The organism is Streptomyces laurentii (assembly GCF_040635425.1).
GTDB lineage: Bacteria > Actinomycetota > Actinomycetes > Streptomycetales > Streptomycetaceae > Streptomyces > Streptomyces laurentii.
Genome location: NZ_JBEYHT010000103.1, coordinates 1 through 14,358, shown reverse-complemented (window position 1 = coordinate 14,358; position 14,358 = coordinate 1). Strand labels below are relative to the sequence as shown.

The window sequence follows — 14,358 nt, the reverse complement described above, 5'->3', positions numbered from 1 at the left end:
AGTCGATCTGGCGCTTCAGCGGCGAGTGCAGCGAGACGTCGCGCAGGTACTCCAGGACCTCCTCGCGGGTGGTCTCGCGGCCCAGACGCAGGGCGGGGGCCGACAGGGTGGTCGTACGACCGTCAGCGGCGCGAGCGCGCCTTGAAGGCGGCCTTACGGGCCTCCTTCGCGGAGGGCTTGTCGCGGTGCAGCCGGCCCATCGCCTCCAGGACCTCGGCCGTGGACGGGTGGTCGACCCGCCACGCCTGGTCGAAGAAGCCGCCGTGGCGGCCCGTCAGACCCTCGATGAGGTCCTGGAGTTCGTCCAGCTCGCCCTCGGCGTCCAGGTGGGCGGCGATGGTGTCGATGGCCAGCCAGAAGATCATCGACTCGGGCGGCGCGGGGATGTCGGCCGCGCCGCGCTCGGCGAGCCAGACCCGGGCCAGACCGCCGAGTTCGGGGTCGTCCAGGACCTCCCGTACGACCGGCTCGGCCTCGGCGCCGACGAGGGACAGGGCCTGCTGAGCGTGCAGCCGGCGCAGCGGGGCGCCGGGCTCGCTGCCCCGGGCGGCGGCGAGCAGGTCGCGGGCCGCGGCGGGCACCTCGCGGGTGGCGAGCCAGCCGGCGATCTCGGCGCGGGCGGCCTCCTGCGGGTAGGAGACGACGCCGTCCAGCAGGGCGTCCGCGCCCTTCTCGGCGAGGTCGCCGACGGCCGGGGCGGACAGGCCGGCGTCGAGCATCCGGGCGCGGATGCCGTAGAGGCCGAGCGGGGTGAGCCGGACCATGCCGTACCGGCTGACGTCCTCCTCGTCGAGCGGCGCGGACGGCTCGCCGTCCCGCGCGCGTCCCGCGGCGTCCGCCGCGTCGTGTTCGCCTTCCTCCACCATCAGGGCCTCGTCGACGGGCTGGTACTCGACGAGACCGATGGGCTCCAGGATCCGGAACTGCTCGTCGAGCCGCATCATCGCGTCGGAGACCTGCTCCAGGACGTCGTCGGTGGGCTCGCCCATGTCGTCGGGGATCACCATCGACGCGGCGAGCGCGGGCAGCGGCACCGGGCCGTCGCCGGAGCCGCCCTCGGAGACGGTCAGCAGGTAGAGGTTGCCGAGCACGCCCTCCAGGAACTCCGCCTCGGCCTCCGGGTCCCAGTCCAGAGCCTCGAAGTCGATCTCGCCGTCCGGGCCGACCAACGCGTCGAGGTCGTCGAGGTACGGCGCCGCGGCGTCGTCGAAGACGGTCGCGAAGCCCTCCAGCCAGACGGCGAGCACGTCCTGCGGGGTGCCGCCGGTCAGCAGGGCCAGGTTCTCGCCGAGGCTGACGGTGCCCTCGGCGTCCACGGCCTCCTCGTCGCCGGCCGCGCCCTCGTCCGCGTTCCCGGCCGCGTCCTCGGGGTCGTGGATCTCGACCAGGCCCGCGTCGACGGCGACCCGCCAGGCCTCGCTCGCCTCGGCCTGACCGTCCTCGTCGTCCGCGAGACCGAGCGCCTCGGCGGCGGCGGGCAACTGCGCGTCGACGAGTTCGCCGCCCGCGCCGACCCGGGTCTCGGGGCCGGCCCAGCGGGCGAGCCGGACGGCGCGGGTGAGGAGGGGAGCGGCCAGGGCGTCCCGGGCCAGCTCCGCGTCCGAGCGCAGCCGAACGGGGGGAAGGATCGGGTGGTCCGGTGCCATCGTGGGGTGTTCTCCTCGGCGGGGGGTGACGATTCGTGCTGCGAGCATCCGGCTCCAGCGCCTCTCAGCCTAGACGCATTCGGGGGACGCTCCGCCGGTTCACGGCCCCGTCAGCCTTCGTACACGCGTCGACCACCTACGAGATCTTGACAGCGGGACGCGCTCCACGCGGACGCGCACGATCGCGCCGCACCATGAGGACCGCGCCGCCACTCCCGAGGGACCACACATACAGGCGTGCGAAACTCCGGGTGTGATCTTGCGCCCCGCCACCCGTGCCGACCTCCCCGCCGTCCTCGCGCTCCTCGCCGACGAGGAGCGGGTGGTGGACCCGGCCTCGGTGACCGTCACCCCCGCCTACGAGCGGGCGTTCGCGGACATCGAGGCCGACGCCCGCAACGAGCTGCTCGTCCTCGTCGAGTCGGCGGAGCCCGGCGCGCTCGTCCTCGGCTGCCTCCAGGCCACGTACATCCCGGGCCTCGGCAAGGGCGGCGCCGAGCGGGCCCTGATCGAGGCGGTCCGGATCCGGGCCGACCGGCGCGGCGGCGGCCTCGGCCGCGCCCTGATGACGGGCGCGGCGGAGCGGGCGCGCGCCCGCGGCTGCGCGCTCGTCCAGCTCACCAGCAACAAGAGCCGGACCGACGCCCACCGCTTCTACGCCTCGCTGGGCTTCGCCCGCAGCCACGACGGCTTCAAGCTCGCCCTCCGAGCCACCCGCCGGGGGTGTGACGGATCTGATGCCGTGTGACGGATGTTTCACGGCATCGTCCCTGTTGGACACGCCCGCTCATGCCTGCTCGATCCCTGGCTGGCCTGATCGCGTTTTCGCAGGTCGTACGCGTATCCGAGCCGTACGACAGGACGCCCGGGAGGCCAGGCCGTGACGTGCCACGCAGGACAGGAACCGACGCGCCGGGGGATGCTGCGGCTCGCGGGTACGGGGCTCGGCCTCCTCGCCCTCGGTGCCGGCGCGTGGGGCTGCGGCCCCGAGCAGCCGTCGGCCGGCTCCGGCTCCGGACCCGGTTCCGGCTGCCCGTAAAGGGCCTCACCAACCAGCTGACCGCGCTCGCCGTCGCCGGGGGCGTGGTCCTGGTGTCGGGCGATCCCCTGATCGGCCGGGACCTGGTCACCGGCAAGGACCGCCGGCGCCGTACGGGCGTCGCCGTACCGGGCGCGAACCTGCTGGTCAGCGGCGGCACCCTGTACCTCGCGTCCGCCCAGTACGACGGGGATGTCGTCGGTCTCGACCCGTCCACCGGCAAGGAGACCGGGCGCAGCCGCCTCGGCGGCGGCCGGTTCACCCAGCCCCGGCCGATCGCCGCCGACGACCGGCACGGCTACGTCCTATCGCGGCCATCGACACGGGCACCGGGAAGGCGGTCTGGCAGGAGCAGCGCGACCTGGGCACCGAGGAGTACGGCATCACGGCCGTGACCGACGGCCCGTATCTCGTCTACACGGACTACCGCAAAAATCTGACGGTCCGCGACACCGCGACCGGCCGACAGCGCTGGACGCGGAAGATCGGCAGCTTCAACAGCCGCCGGATCGCCGTGCACGAGGGCCTGGTGATCGTCACGGACGCCGAGCGGCTGCGGGCCTTCGCGGTGGCGGACGGCGCGGAGCGCTGGACGCTGAAGGCCGGGGACTTCCCGCGGTTCCGCGACCCCGAGGTGATCGACGGGGTGCTGTACGCACGGAAAGCGGCTGACCGCCCTCCCGGCCGTGTGAACCGGCCACGGCGGGAGAGCGGCCGGGAAACGCGTCGGCGAGGGTCCGGCCCGCGCGGGGATCTCCCCGCGCGGGCCGGCCTTCGTCAGTTGTGGCTGTGCAGGACCTCGTTGAGGCCGCCCCACACCGCGTTGTTCGGGCGGGCCTCGACGGCGCCGGTGACCGAGTTGCGGCGGAAGAGGATGTTCGAGGCGCCGGACAGCTCGCGGGCCTTGACGATCTGGCCGTCGGGCAGCGTGACCTGGGTGCCGGCGGTGACGTACAGACCGGCCTCGACGACGCACTCGTCGCCGAGCGCGATGCCGACGCCCGCCTCGGCGCCGATCAGGCAGCGCTCGCCGATGGAGATGACGACGTTGCCGCCGCCGGACAGGGTGCCCATGGTGGAGGCGCCGCCGCCGATGTCGGAGCCGTCGCCGACGACGACACCGGCGGAGATCCGGCCCTCGACCATCGAGGTGCCGAGGGTGCCGGCGTTGAAGTTGACGAAGCCCTCGTGCATGACGGTGGTGCCGGCGGCGAGGTGGGCGCCGAGGCGGACCCGGTCGGCGTCGGCGATGCGGACGCCGGCGGGGGCCACGTAGTCGGTCATGCGGGGGAACTTGTCGACCGAGGTGACCGACAGGTGCAGGCCCTCGGCGCGGGCGTTGAGGCGCACCTTCTCCAGGTCGTCGACGGCGACGGGACCGAGCGAGGTCCAGGCGACGTTGGCGAGCAGGCCGAAGACGCCGTCCAGGCTCTGGCCGTGCGGCTTCACCAGACGGTGGCTCAGCAGGTGCAGGCGCAGGTACGCGTCGTGGGCGTCGAGCGGCTTGTCGTCGAGGGAGGCGATGACGGTGCGGACGGCGACCACCTCGACACCGCGGCGGGCGTCCACGCCGAGGGCCTTGGCGGCGCCCTCGCCGAGCGCGTTCACGGCCGCGTCGGCGCTCAGCCGCTCGGTGCCGGCCGGGCCGGGGGTGTCGGTCAGCTCGGGGGCGGGGAACCAGGTGTCGAGAACGGTGCCGTCGCCGGCGAGGGTGGCGAGGCCGGCGGCGACGGCGCCGGTGGTGCGAGGAGCAGTGGTCATGACGGAAAACCTAACGGTCGAGGGCCCGCGCGGGCCAACCGGTCTCGGGTGTCGGCCGACGAACCGGCCCGCCGGACCGGCCTGCGAACCGCCCGCCGCGCCGGCCGCCTGACCAACCCCCGTACCGGCCACCCCGCACCGCCCGCCGTCCAGCACCCGGGCCAGCAGCTCGCGCGCGTACGCCTCGTCGTACCGCCCGTCCGTGAGCAGCACCTGCAGGCAGATGCCGTCCATCAGGGCGACCACGCCGCGGGCGGTCGCCGGGTCGGTCCGCGCGGCGAGGACCCGGCTCACGTCCTCGGCCCATTCGGCGGCGACCGGGCGCAGCGCGGGGCGGCGCAGGGCGGCGAGATAGAGCTCGTACTCCAGCTCCACGCCCCGCCGTTCGCCGCCCAGCCACTCCCCCATGAGCCGGGCGAGGACGGCGGCGAGGTCGCTCGCCGGGTCGGCGATCCCGGGGCTCTCTCGCAGGGCGCGCCCGAAGGTGTCGTTGGCCTCGCGCAGGGCGGCGACGAGGAGTTCGTCGAGGGAGGCGAAGTGGTACGTGGTGGAGCCGAGCGGCACGTCGGCCTCGGCGGCCACGGTGCGGTGGCTCAGTCCGGCGAGCCCAGACCGGCCGGCGACGCGCAGGGCGGCGTCGACGATCCGGTCGCGCCGGCCGGGGTCGTGGCGGCGGGGGCGTGCCATCAGTGCGCGCCGCCCAGGTTGAGGACGGCGACCCCGGCGATGATCAGGACGAGGCCGGCGATCTTGGCGGGGCCGAGGCTCTCGCCGAGGAAGAGAAAACCTATGACGGCGACGGCGGCGGTGCCGACGCCGGACCAGATCGCGTAGGCGGTGCCGACCTGGAGCGTCTTGAGCGCCTGGGCGAGGAGGGCGAAGGCGACGACGTACCCGACGCCGGTGACGAGCGAGGGCCAGAGCTTCGAGAAGCCGTCGCTGTACTTCATCGACGTGGTCGCGAGGATCTCCGCGGCGATCGCTCCGGCGAGCAGTCCGTATCCCATGACAGGCGAGTGTACGGGCGTACACATCCCTCCCGGGCGCTGCTCCGTCCGGGTGCCCGCTACGGTGTGCGCATGACATACCCCCCGGGACCCCCGCATCCGTACGGATACGGCTATCCGCCGCCTCCCCCGCCTCCGAAGCCCGGCGTCATACCCCTGGCGCCGCTGCGGGTCGGTGACCTCCTCGGCGGCGCCTTCAGCGCCTACGGCCGTTACTGGAAGCCGCTCCTCGGCATCGCGGCGATCGCCTACGGAGGCGCCGGGGTCCTCGTCGGCGGAGCGCTCCTGGCCGTCTACGGCAGCGTCATCGACAACCTGGAGCGGCTGGACGCCCTGCCCGACGACGCGAACCCCGGCTTCGCCGACTTCCAGGCCCTGCTCGTCGCCTTCGGCTCGGTCTGGCTGCTCGGGATGCTCGGGATGCTCGTCGCCACCGCCCTGATCAACGCGGCCGTCCCGGCCGTGATCCAGGACGCCGTCCTCGGCCGGCCGGCCCGCTTCGGCACCGTCCTGCGCCGCGCCTGGTCACGGCTCGGCGCGGTGATCGGCTCGGTCGTCCTGTCGACCCTGGCCGCCGTTCTCCCCGGGCTCCTGCTGATCCTGGCCTTCGTGCTCACGATGGTGCAGGTCGTCGTGAATCCCGACGACAGCGGGACGGCCTCCGCCGTCACGGCCATCCTGTCCGTCCTGTTCGCCCTGGCCACCTTCCCCCTCGCCCTGTGGCTCTGGGTGAAGTTCAGCCTGGCACCGGCCGCCGCCGTCATCGAGAACCAGGGCCCGATGGCCGCACTGCGCCGCTCCGCCCATCTGGTCCGCGGCTCCTGGTGGCGGATCTTCGGCTGTGTGGTCCTGATCGGTCTGATCGTCGGTGTCGTCGGCGGGATGGTCCAGGAGTTCGTCTCGATCCTGGCCATGGTCCCGATGACCAGCCTCGCCAGCGGGGACCACGAGAACATGCGGGCGTCCTTCTCGACCCTGTGGGGCGTGATGCTGACCGCCGGGGCCGTGGGGCTCGTCGTCCAGATCCTGCTGGCCCCGCTCCAGCCGCTGGTGGTCTCCCTGCTCTACATCGACCAGCGCATCCGCAAGGAGAACCTGGCCCCGATGCTCGCCCAGAGCGCGGGCCCGGCCCCCGCCGGAGCTCCGGACGCGTGAGCGCCGTACGCCCGACAGCGGCATGAATACGACGAGGGCCCCTGGAAACCATCCGGTTCCCAGGGGCCCTCGTCGTCCGTTCGGCGGACGGATCAGACGTTGAAGCCGAGCGCGCGGAGCTGCTCGCGGCCGTCGTCCGTGATCTTGTCCGGGCCCCACGGGGGCATCCAGACCCAGTTGATCTTCAGCTCGTTGACGATGCCGTCGGTCGCGGCCTTCGCCTGGTCCTCGATCACATCGGTCAGCGGGCAGGCCGCCGACGTCAGGGTCATGTCCAGCGTCGCGACGTTGGAGTCGTCGACGTGGATGCCGTAGATCAGTCCGAGGTTGACGACATCGATGCCCAGCTCGGGGTCGACGACGTCGTACAGCGCCTCGCGGATCTCTTCTTCGGAGGCCGGCTTCAGGGTGGCCTCGGCGTTCTCGGTCATGCCGACTTCCTCACAGACTTCTGGTCGTCCCCGCCCAGTGCCTGGGCGGTCGCGTCCTTCCACGCCATCCAGCTGAGCAGCGCGCACTTCACCCGGGCCGGGTACTTGGAGACACCGGCGAACGCGACCGCGTCCTCCAGGATCTCCTCCATCGCGTCGTCCGGCTCGACCTGGCCCTTGGACTGCATCAGTTCCAGGAAGGTGCCCTGGATCTTCCGCGCCTCGGCCAGCTCCTTGCCGACGAGCAGTTCGTTGAGGACGGACGCCGAGGCCTGGCTGATGGAGCAGCCCTGGCCCTCGTACGACACGTCCGCGATGCGCTCGCCGTCGTACTTCACGCGCAGCGTGATCTCGTCACCACAGGTCGGGTTGACGTGGTGCACCTCGGCGTCGCCGTCCCGCAAGCCCCGCCCGTGCGGGTGCTTGTAGTGGTCCAGGATGACGTCCTGGTACATCGAATCCAGCTTCACAGGTCAGCCGCCCTATCCGAAGAAGTTACGGACGTGCTCCAGACCCTCGACCAGGGCGTCGACCTCGGCCGGGGTGGAGTACAGATAGAACGACGCCCGCGTCGTCGCCGGAATTCCGTAGCGCAGGCAGACCGGACGGGCGCAGTGGTGGCCGACCCGGACCGCGATGCCCTGCTCGTCGAGGACCTGGCCCACGTCGTGCGGGTGGATGTCGCCGAGCGTGAAGGAGATCGCGGCGCCCCGGTCCTCGGCCGTGGCCGGGCCGATGATCCGCAGGTCCGGGACCTCCAGGAGGCGGCGGACGGCGTACTCGGTGATCGCGTGCTCGTGGCGCGCGATGTTCTCCATGCCGATCGCCGACAGGTAGTCCACGGCCGCGCCGAGGCCGACGGCCTGGGCGATCGGGGGCGTACCCGCCTCGAACTTGTGCGGCGCCGGGGCGTACGTCGAGGAGTGCATCGAGACGGTCTCGATCATCTCGCCGCCGCCGAGGAACGGCGGCAGGTCCTCGAGCAGCTCCTGGCGGCCCCACAGCACGCCGATGCCGGTCGGGCCGCACATCTTGTGGCCGGTGAAGGCCACGAAGTCGGCCTGCAGCGCCTGCACGTCGAGGACCATGTGCGGGGCGGCCTGGGAGGCGTCGACGCAGACGAGCGCACCGACCTCCTGGGCGCGCCGGACGATGGCCTCGACCGGGTTCACGGTGCCGAGCAGGTTGGAGACCAGGGTGAAGGACACCACCTTGGTCTTCTCGGTGATCAGCTCGTCGATGTCGGACAGGTCGAGCCGGCCCTCGTCGGTGAGCCCGAACCACTTCAGCTTCGCGCCGGTGCGCTGTGCGAGCAGCTGCCACGGCACGATGTTGGAGTGGTGCTCCATCTCCGTGATGACGATCTCGGTCTCGTGGTCGACCCGGTAGGGCTCGTCGGCCCAGCCGAGCATGTTGGCCACGAGGTTGAGCGACTCGGAGGCGTTCTTGGTGAAGATCACCTCGTCGCGGCTCGGCGCGTTGATGAAGGCGGCGACCTTGTCGCGGGCGCCCTCGTACAGCGCGGTGGCCTCCTCGGCGACCGTGTAGACACCGCGGTGGACGTTGGCGTTGTGCCGCTCGTAGTAGGCGTTGAGCGCGTCGAGGACCTGGCGCGGCTTCTGCGACGTGGCCGCGGAGTCCAGGTACACGATCTTCTTGTCGTCGTGGACCAGCCGGTCGAGAAGCGGGAAGTCCTTGCGGATCGCCTCGGTGTCGAGGAGCCCGGTCAGCCCCTGATGGGCGGAAGTCACGCGGATGCGCCACCCTTCACGTACTTGTCGTAGCCCTCGTTCTCCAGCTGGTCCGCGAGCTCGGCGCCGCCGGACTCGACGATGCGGCCGTTCGCGAAGACGTGCACGAAGTCGGGCTTGATGTAGCGGAGGATCCGCGTGTAGTGCGTGATCAGCAGGGTGCCGACCTCGCCCCCCTCGCGGACGCGGTTGACGCCCTCGGACACGATGCGCAGGGCGTCGACGTCGAGGCCGGAGTCGGTCTCGTCGAGGATCGCGATCTTCGGCTTGAGCAGTTCGAGCTGGAGGATCTCGTGGCGCTTCTTCTCGCCGCCGGAGAAGCCCTCGTTGACGTTGCGCTCGGCGAACGCCGGGTCCATCTGGAGCTTCGCCATGGCCTCCTTGACCTCCTTGACCCACAGCCGCAGCTTGGGGGCCTCGCCGCGGACGGCGGTGGCGGAGGTGCGCAGGAAGTTGGAGACCGAGACACCGGGGACCTCGACCGGGTACTGCATGGCGAGGAAGACACCCGCGCGGGCGCGCTCGTCGACCGACATCGCGAGAACGTCCTCGCCGTCGAGGGTGACGGTGCCGCCGGTGATCGTGTACTTCGGGTGGCCGGCCAGCGAGTACGCCAGGGTCGACTTGCCGGAGCCGTTGGGGCCCATGACGGCGTGGGTCTCGCCCTGCTTGATGGTCAGGTCGACACCCTTGAGGATCTCACGCGGACCGTTCTCGGCCTCGACGGAGACGTGCAGGTCGTGGATTTCAAGCGTTGCCATGGGTGACTCAGGACTCCTGGGTGACGGAGACGAGCACATCGTCCCCTTCGATCTTTACGGGGTATACGGGGACGGGGCGCGTCGCGGGAAGGCCGGACGGCTTGCCGGTACGGAGGTCGAAGGCGGAGCCGTGCAGCCAGCACTCGATCTGGCAGTCCTCCACCTCGCCCTCGGAGAGCGAGACGTTCGCGTGCGAGCAGATGTCGTAGATCGCGAACACCTCTCCCCCGGTCTGCACGAGGGACACCGGCGTACCGTCGATCTCCACCCGCTTCGGGGTGTCCTCGCTCAGCTCGCTCAGTGCGCAGACGCGGACGAAGGCCATCAGACGGACGCCTCCAGCTCGGCCTCGATCTTGGCGATCAGGCGCTCCTCGACGTCCGGGACGCCGATCTGCTGGACCAGCTCGGCGAAGAAGCCGCGGACGACGAGGCGGCGGGCCTCGGTCTCCGGGATGCCGCGGGCCATCAGGTAGAAGAGCTGCTCGTCGTCGAAGCGGCCGGTGGCGGAGGCGTGGCCGGCGCCGGCGATCTCGCCCGTCTCGATCTCCAGGTTCGGGACCGAATCGACCCGGGCGCCGTCGGTGAGGACGAGGTTCCGGTTGAGCTCGTAGGTGTCGGTGCCCTCGGCCTTGGCCTGGATGAGGACGTCGCCGATCCACACCGCGTGGGCGTCCTGGCCCTGCAGCGCGCCCTTGTAGGCCACGTTGGAGCGGCAGTGCGGGGTGTTGTGGTCGACCAGGAGGCGGTGCTCCTGGTGCTGGCCGGCGTCGGTGAAGTACAGGCCGAACAGCTCGGCGTCGCCGCCGGGCGCGGTGTACTCGACGCGCGGGTGCAGCCGGACCACGTCGCCGCCGAAGGTCACGACGACGGACTTGAAGGTCGCGTCACGGCCGACGAGGGCGTTGTGCTGGGCGACGTGGACGGCGGTGTCGTCCCAGTCCTGGACGGAGACGACGGTGAGCTTGGCGCCGTCGCCGAGCACGTAGTCGACGTTGGCGGCGAGGACACCGTCGCCGGTGTGGTCGAGGACGAGGACGGCCTCGGCGAAGGCGCCGACCTCGACGACCTGGTGGCCGAAGGCGACGCCGCCCTGGCCGCGGACGGTGACGCGGATCGGCTCGGTGAGCACGGCCTCCTTGGCGACGGTGATGACCGACGCCTTCTCGAAGGAGGAGTACGCCTGGGCGGCGACCCGGTCGACCGGCTTGCCGGCCTTGCCGAGGCGGGCGTCGTCCCGGCCGACGGTCTCCACGGTGACGCCCTCGGGGGCCGTGATCTCGACGTGCACGCCCTCGCCGGTGGCGGTGGCGGTGCCGTCGTGCAGACCGCGCAGCCGCTCCAGCGGGGTGAAGCGCCACTCCTCCTCGCGGCCGTGCGGCACGGGGAAGTCCGCGACGTCGAAGGACGGCGGGGCGCTCATGCGGGTGGCGACGGTGGACTCGGCGGCCACCGCGATCGAGCCCGCGGTGGTGGAGCCCGCGGGGATGTTCTGAGCCTCAGCCATGGCTGTCGTAGTGCTCTCTTCCTGCGTCAAAAGAATCGTTCGCTGCGTACGGGACGGGCCGGGCGCGCGCGGGGCGGCGCCCGGCGGGCGGTCTTAGCCGACCGCGCCTTCCATCTGCAGCTCGATCAGCCGGTTCAGCTCCAGCGCGTACTCCATCGGCAGCTCCTTGGCGATCGGCTCGACGAAGCCGCGGACGATCATCGCCATGGCCTCCTGCTCGGTCATGCCGCGCTGCATCAGGTAGAAGAGCTGGTCCTCGGAGACCTTGGAGACGGTGGCCTCGTGGCCCATCGTGACGTCGTCCTCGCGCACGTCCACGTAGGGGTACGTGTCGGAGCGGGAGATGGTGTCGACGAGGAGGGCGTCGCACAGCACGTTGGACTTGGCGCCCGGGGCACCCTCGCCGATCTCGATGAGACCGCGGTAGGAGGTGCGGCCGCCGCCTCGCGCCACCGACTTGGAGACGATGCTGGAGGAGGTGTTCGGGGCCATGTGGACCATCTTGGCGCCGGCGTCCTGGTGCTGGCCCTCGCCCGCGAAGGCGATGGACAGGGTCTCGCCCTTGGCGTGCTCGCCCATCAGGTAGACGGCCGGGTACTTCATGGTGACCTTGGAGCCGATGTTGCCGTCGACCCACTCCATGGTGGCGCCCTCGTAGGCGACGGCGCGCTTGGTCACCAGGTTGTAGACGTTGTTCGACCAGTTCTGGATGGTCGTGTAGCGGCAGCGGCCGCCCTTCTTGACGATGATCTCGACGACGGCGCTGTGCAGCGAGTCGGAGGAGTAGATCGGGGCGGTGCAGCCCTCGACGTAGTGGACGTAGGCGTCCTCGTCGACGACGATCAGCGTCCGCTCGAACTGGCCCATGTTCTCCGTGTTGATACGGAAGTAGGCCTGGAGCGGGATCTCGACGTGCACGCCCTTCGGCACGTAGATGAACGAGCCGCCGGACCACACGGCCGTGTTCAGGGAGGCGAACTTGTTGTCGCCGACCGGGATGATGGTGCCGAAGTACTCCTTGAAGAGTTCCTCGTGCTCCTTCAGCGCGGTGTCGGTGTCGACGAAGATGACGCCCTGCTCCTCCAGGTCCTCGCGGATCTGGTGGTAGACGACCTCGGACTCGTACTGGGCGGCGACACCGGCGACGAGGCGCTGCTTCTCCGCCTCCGGGATGCCGAGCTTGTCGTACGTGTTCTTGATGTCCTCCGGCAGGTCCTCCCAGGACTCGGCCTGCTTCTCGGTGGACCGCACGAAGTACTTGATGTTGTCGAAGTCGATGCCCGACAGGTCGGAGCCCCAGGTCGGCATGGGCTTCTTGCCGAAGAGCTTGAGCCCCTTGAGCCGAAGCTTCAGCATCCACTCGGGCTCGTTCTTCTTCGCGGAGATGTCGCGGACGACGTCCTCGGAGAGACCGCGCTGGGCGGTGGCACCCGCCGCGTCCGAGTCGGCCCAGCCGTACTCGTACCGACCCAGGCCCTCGAGCTCGGGGTGGCTGATCTCGGTGGTCATGCGGGGTTCCTCCCGGCCTTGCTGGCGGATGCTGTCGATGATGCGGTCTGTGGTGTGTCGGATGCGCACGCGCCCGGTGGGTCGCCGTCGCCGCCGCTGTCCGGGGCGTCGCCGTCGGCCTCGGCGCCCTGCGGGACGTCCGGGATGAACGTCGTACAGACGCCGTCGCCGTGCGCGATGGTGGCCAGGCGCTGGACGTGGGTCCCGAGGAGGCGGGAGAAGATCTCCGTCTCCGCCTCGCACAGCTGCGGGTACTGCTCGGCGACGTGGACGACCGGGCAGTGATGCTGGCAGAGCTGCTCGCCGACCGGCGCGTGACGTGCCGTGGCAGCGTACCCGTCGGCGCTCAGCGCCTTGGCCAGTGCCTCGGTGCGCCGCGCGGGACCGGCGGACTCGACGGCCGCCCGGTACGCCTCGGCCTGCGCCTCGATCCGGTCGCGGGCGAAGGCGGCGACGGCCGCTTCCCCGCCGGCGTTGCGCTCGATCCAGCGCAGCGCCTCGACGGCCAGTTTGTCGTACGACTGGTCGAAGGCGTCCCGGCCGCCGTCGGTGAGCGCGAAGACCTTGGCGGGGCGGCCTCGGGTACGGGCCCCGTAGACACGCTTCTCACGGGCCTCCACGACGTTGTCGCCGACGAGCGAGTCGAGGTGGCGGCGGACCGCGGCCTGGGTGAGGCCGAGCCGCTGGGCCAGATCGGCGACCGTCGAGGGCCCGTGGTCCAGGATGGAGCGCGCGACCCGGTTGCGCGTGGAACGCTCTCCGGTCGCGAGTTCCTCCGCGGGAGCCTCTCCGACGTTTTTCACAACGCCATTGTTGCGTAATTAATCTCGGGCTGACAAGCGAGGTCCCGCCGGCCGCCGGTGCCGTGCATCACGCAGGCAAGCCTTACCTGACCTGCGGAAACGATCATCGGAGGCGGCCTCGCCACGACGTTGACCAGGCTGAACAGGGGTTACGTCTCCTCGCCCGCCTCCTCCGGCGCCGCGACCGGGAGCCCCCGCGCGGCCGCCACGCGCGCGAAGGCGCGGGCGTCCCGGACGGCCGCGCCGCCCGCGTCGTTGTTGAGGAATACGTAGACCTCGTACGCGTCCCCCCAGGTGTCCGCGATCCGGTCCGCCCAGCTCGCGAGCGCCTGTCGGCCGTACGAGGGAAACGGCCGGGCCCGGCCCTCGTGCAGCCGCAGATACCCCCAGTCGGCGGTGCGCCACGGCGGGGTCACGGGCCGTGAGCCGACGTCCGCCCAGCACAGCGCCGCGCCGTGCGCGGCGAGCACGCCCTCGGTGGCGTCCGTCCACCACGAGGGGTGGCGGAACTCGACCGCCACCCGGGTCCCGGCGGGGAAGGGATCGAGGGCCGCGGCGAGCAGCCCGGGATCGGCGCGCAGGGTCGGCGGCAGCTGGAGCAGCACCGGGCCGAGCCGTCCGCCGAGCCCCGCCGCGCGGTCCATCAGCCGGGCGACCGGTTCCTCCGGGTCCTTGAGCCGCTTGAGGTGGGTGAGGTAGCGACTGGCCTTGACCGCCATGACGAAGCCGTCGGGTGTGCGGTCCCGCCAGCGCGCGAAGGTCTCCCGCTCGGGCAGCCGGTAGAAGGCGTTGTCGTTCTCGACGGCGGCGAACCGGCGCGCGTACTCCTCCAGCCAGGCGCGCTGCGGCACGCCCTCGGGATAGAGCACGCCCCGCCAGTCCGGGTACTGCCAGCCGCAGGTGCCGGCGAAGACCGTCATACGGGGCGGGTGCCCCGGTCCGCGCGGCTCATCCGCCCCGGGCTCGGGCCGTGGGAACGGCGCCGGGCC

Annotated in this window: 15 protein-coding genes and 2 pseudogenes; 4 read left to right on the top strand and 13 right to left on the bottom strand. The window is 71.5% G+C overall.

Annotated elements, in window-relative coordinates; genetic code table 11:
- Nucleotides 1-122 precede the first annotated feature (122 nt).
- Nucleotides 123-1,646: a hypothetical protein gene (locus tag ABZ693_RS35125; protein WP_359885552.1), complete on the bottom strand. Its 1,524-nt coding sequence runs from the start codon at nt 1,644-1,646 to the stop codon at nt 123-125.
- A gap of 253 nt (nt 1,647-1,899) precedes the next feature.
- Here ABZ693_RS35125 and ABZ693_RS35120 point away from each other — a divergent pair, with 253 nt between their 5' ends.
- The 3 genes and pseudogenes from ABZ693_RS35120 to ABZ693_RS35110 all read left to right on the top strand — a co-directional run.
- Nucleotides 1,900-2,394 (top strand): GNAT family N-acetyltransferase, encoded by a 495-nt coding sequence (locus tag ABZ693_RS35120; protein WP_359885551.1) that lies wholly within the window; start codon nt 1,900-1,902, stop codon nt 2,392-2,394.
- A gap of 224 nt (nt 2,395-2,618) precedes the next feature.
- Complete coding sequence (locus ABZ693_RS35115; RefSeq protein ID WP_359885550.1) at nt 2,619-3,080, top strand: hypothetical protein; 462 nt, start codon at nt 2,619-2,621, stop codon at nt 3,078-3,080.
- A pseudogene (locus tag ABZ693_RS35110) lies at nt 2,993-3,232 on the top strand (outer membrane protein assembly factor BamB family protein); the annotation flags it as partial. The gene ABZ693_RS35115 and the pseudogene ABZ693_RS35110, both read left to right, overlap by 88 nt.
- A 230-nt stretch (nt 3,233-3,462) precedes the next feature.
- On the opposite strand, the gene dapD reads toward ABZ693_RS35110, so the two are convergent.
- The 3 genes and pseudogenes from dapD to ABZ693_RS35095 all read right to left on the bottom strand — a co-directional run bounded on the left by dapD (nt 3,463) and on the right by ABZ693_RS35095 (nt 5,453).
- Complete coding sequence (dapD, locus tag ABZ693_RS35105; protein ID WP_359885553.1) at nt 3,463-4,446, bottom strand: 2,3,4,5-tetrahydropyridine-2,6-dicarboxylate N-succinyltransferase; 984 nt, start codon at nt 4,444-4,446, stop codon at nt 3,463-3,465.
- 144 nt (nt 4,447-4,590) lie between these two features.
- Nucleotides 4,591-5,133 (bottom strand): annotated as a pseudogene (locus ABZ693_RS35100) (TetR/AcrR family transcriptional regulator); the annotation flags it as partial.
- The gene (locus ABZ693_RS35095) at nt 5,133-5,453 is read right to left on the bottom strand and encodes a DMT family transporter (RefSeq protein ID WP_359885549.1); all 321 of its coding nucleotides are present in this window, start codon (nt 5,451-5,453) and stop codon (nt 5,133-5,135) included. The pseudogene ABZ693_RS35100 and the gene ABZ693_RS35095, both read right to left, overlap by 1 nt.
- A 72-nt stretch (nt 5,454-5,525) precedes the next feature.
- Here ABZ693_RS35095 and ABZ693_RS35090 point away from each other — a divergent pair, with 72 nt between their 5' ends.
- Nucleotides 5,526-6,608 carry a DUF7847 domain-containing protein gene (locus tag ABZ693_RS35090; RefSeq protein ID WP_359885548.1) on the top strand — a complete coding sequence of 361 codons (1,083 nt, stop codon included), beginning with the start codon at nt 5,526-5,528 and terminating at the stop codon, nt 6,606-6,608.
- A 92-nt stretch (nt 6,609-6,700) separates the two neighbouring features.
- On the opposite strand, the gene ABZ693_RS35085 is transcribed toward ABZ693_RS35090, so the two are convergent.
- The 9 genes from ABZ693_RS35085 to ABZ693_RS35045 all read right to left on the bottom strand — a co-directional run bounded on the left by ABZ693_RS35085 (nt 6,701) and on the right by ABZ693_RS35045 (nt 14,289).
- Entirely contained in the window at nt 6,701-7,039 is a 339-nt protein-coding gene (locus ABZ693_RS35085) for a metal-sulfur cluster assembly factor (RefSeq protein ID WP_359885547.1), read from the bottom strand.
- Nucleotides 7,036-7,509, bottom strand: coding sequence for a Fe-S cluster assembly sulfur transfer protein SufU (sufU, locus tag ABZ693_RS35080; protein WP_359885546.1), 474 nt, complete (start codon nt 7,507-7,509; stop codon nt 7,036-7,038). The genes ABZ693_RS35085 and sufU overlap by 4 nt, the downstream gene beginning before the upstream one ends.
- A gap of 12 nt (nt 7,510-7,521) precedes the next feature.
- Nucleotides 7,522-8,790, bottom strand: coding sequence for a cysteine desulfurase (locus ABZ693_RS35075; protein ID WP_359885545.1), 1,269 nt, complete (start codon nt 8,788-8,790; stop codon nt 7,522-7,524).
- A complete protein-coding gene (sufC, locus tag ABZ693_RS35070; protein ID WP_359885544.1) occupies nt 8,787-9,551 on the bottom strand; it encodes a Fe-S cluster assembly ATPase SufC in 765 nt (254 codons plus the stop codon). Before sufC ends, ABZ693_RS35075 begins: the two co-directional genes overlap by 4 nt.
- Before the next feature lie 7 nt (nt 9,552-9,558).
- Nucleotides 9,559-9,876, bottom strand: coding sequence for a non-heme iron oxygenase ferredoxin subunit (locus tag ABZ693_RS35065; RefSeq protein ID WP_359885543.1), 318 nt, complete (start codon nt 9,874-9,876; stop codon nt 9,559-9,561).
- Complete coding sequence (sufD, locus tag ABZ693_RS35060) at nt 9,876-11,057, bottom strand: Fe-S cluster assembly protein SufD (RefSeq protein WP_359885542.1); 1,182 nt, start codon at nt 11,055-11,057, stop codon at nt 9,876-9,878. Before sufD ends, ABZ693_RS35065 begins: the two co-directional genes overlap by 1 nt.
- Nucleotides 11,058-11,150: 93 nt before the next feature.
- Nucleotides 11,151-12,566: a Fe-S cluster assembly protein SufB gene (sufB, locus tag ABZ693_RS35055; RefSeq protein WP_359885541.1), complete on the bottom strand. Its 1,416-nt coding sequence runs from the start codon at nt 12,564-12,566 to the stop codon at nt 11,151-11,153.
- A complete protein-coding gene (locus ABZ693_RS35050) occupies nt 12,563-13,369 on the bottom strand; it encodes a helix-turn-helix transcriptional regulator (RefSeq protein WP_359885540.1) in 807 nt (268 codons plus the stop codon). The genes sufB and ABZ693_RS35050 overlap by 4 nt, the downstream gene beginning before the upstream one ends.
- A 149-nt stretch (nt 13,370-13,518) precedes the next feature.
- The gene (locus ABZ693_RS35045) at nt 13,519-14,289 is read right to left on the bottom strand and encodes a DUF72 domain-containing protein (protein ID WP_359885539.1); all 771 of its coding nucleotides are present in this window, start codon (nt 14,287-14,289) and stop codon (nt 13,519-13,521) included.
- Between the last annotated feature and the right edge of the window lie 69 nt (nt 14,290-14,358).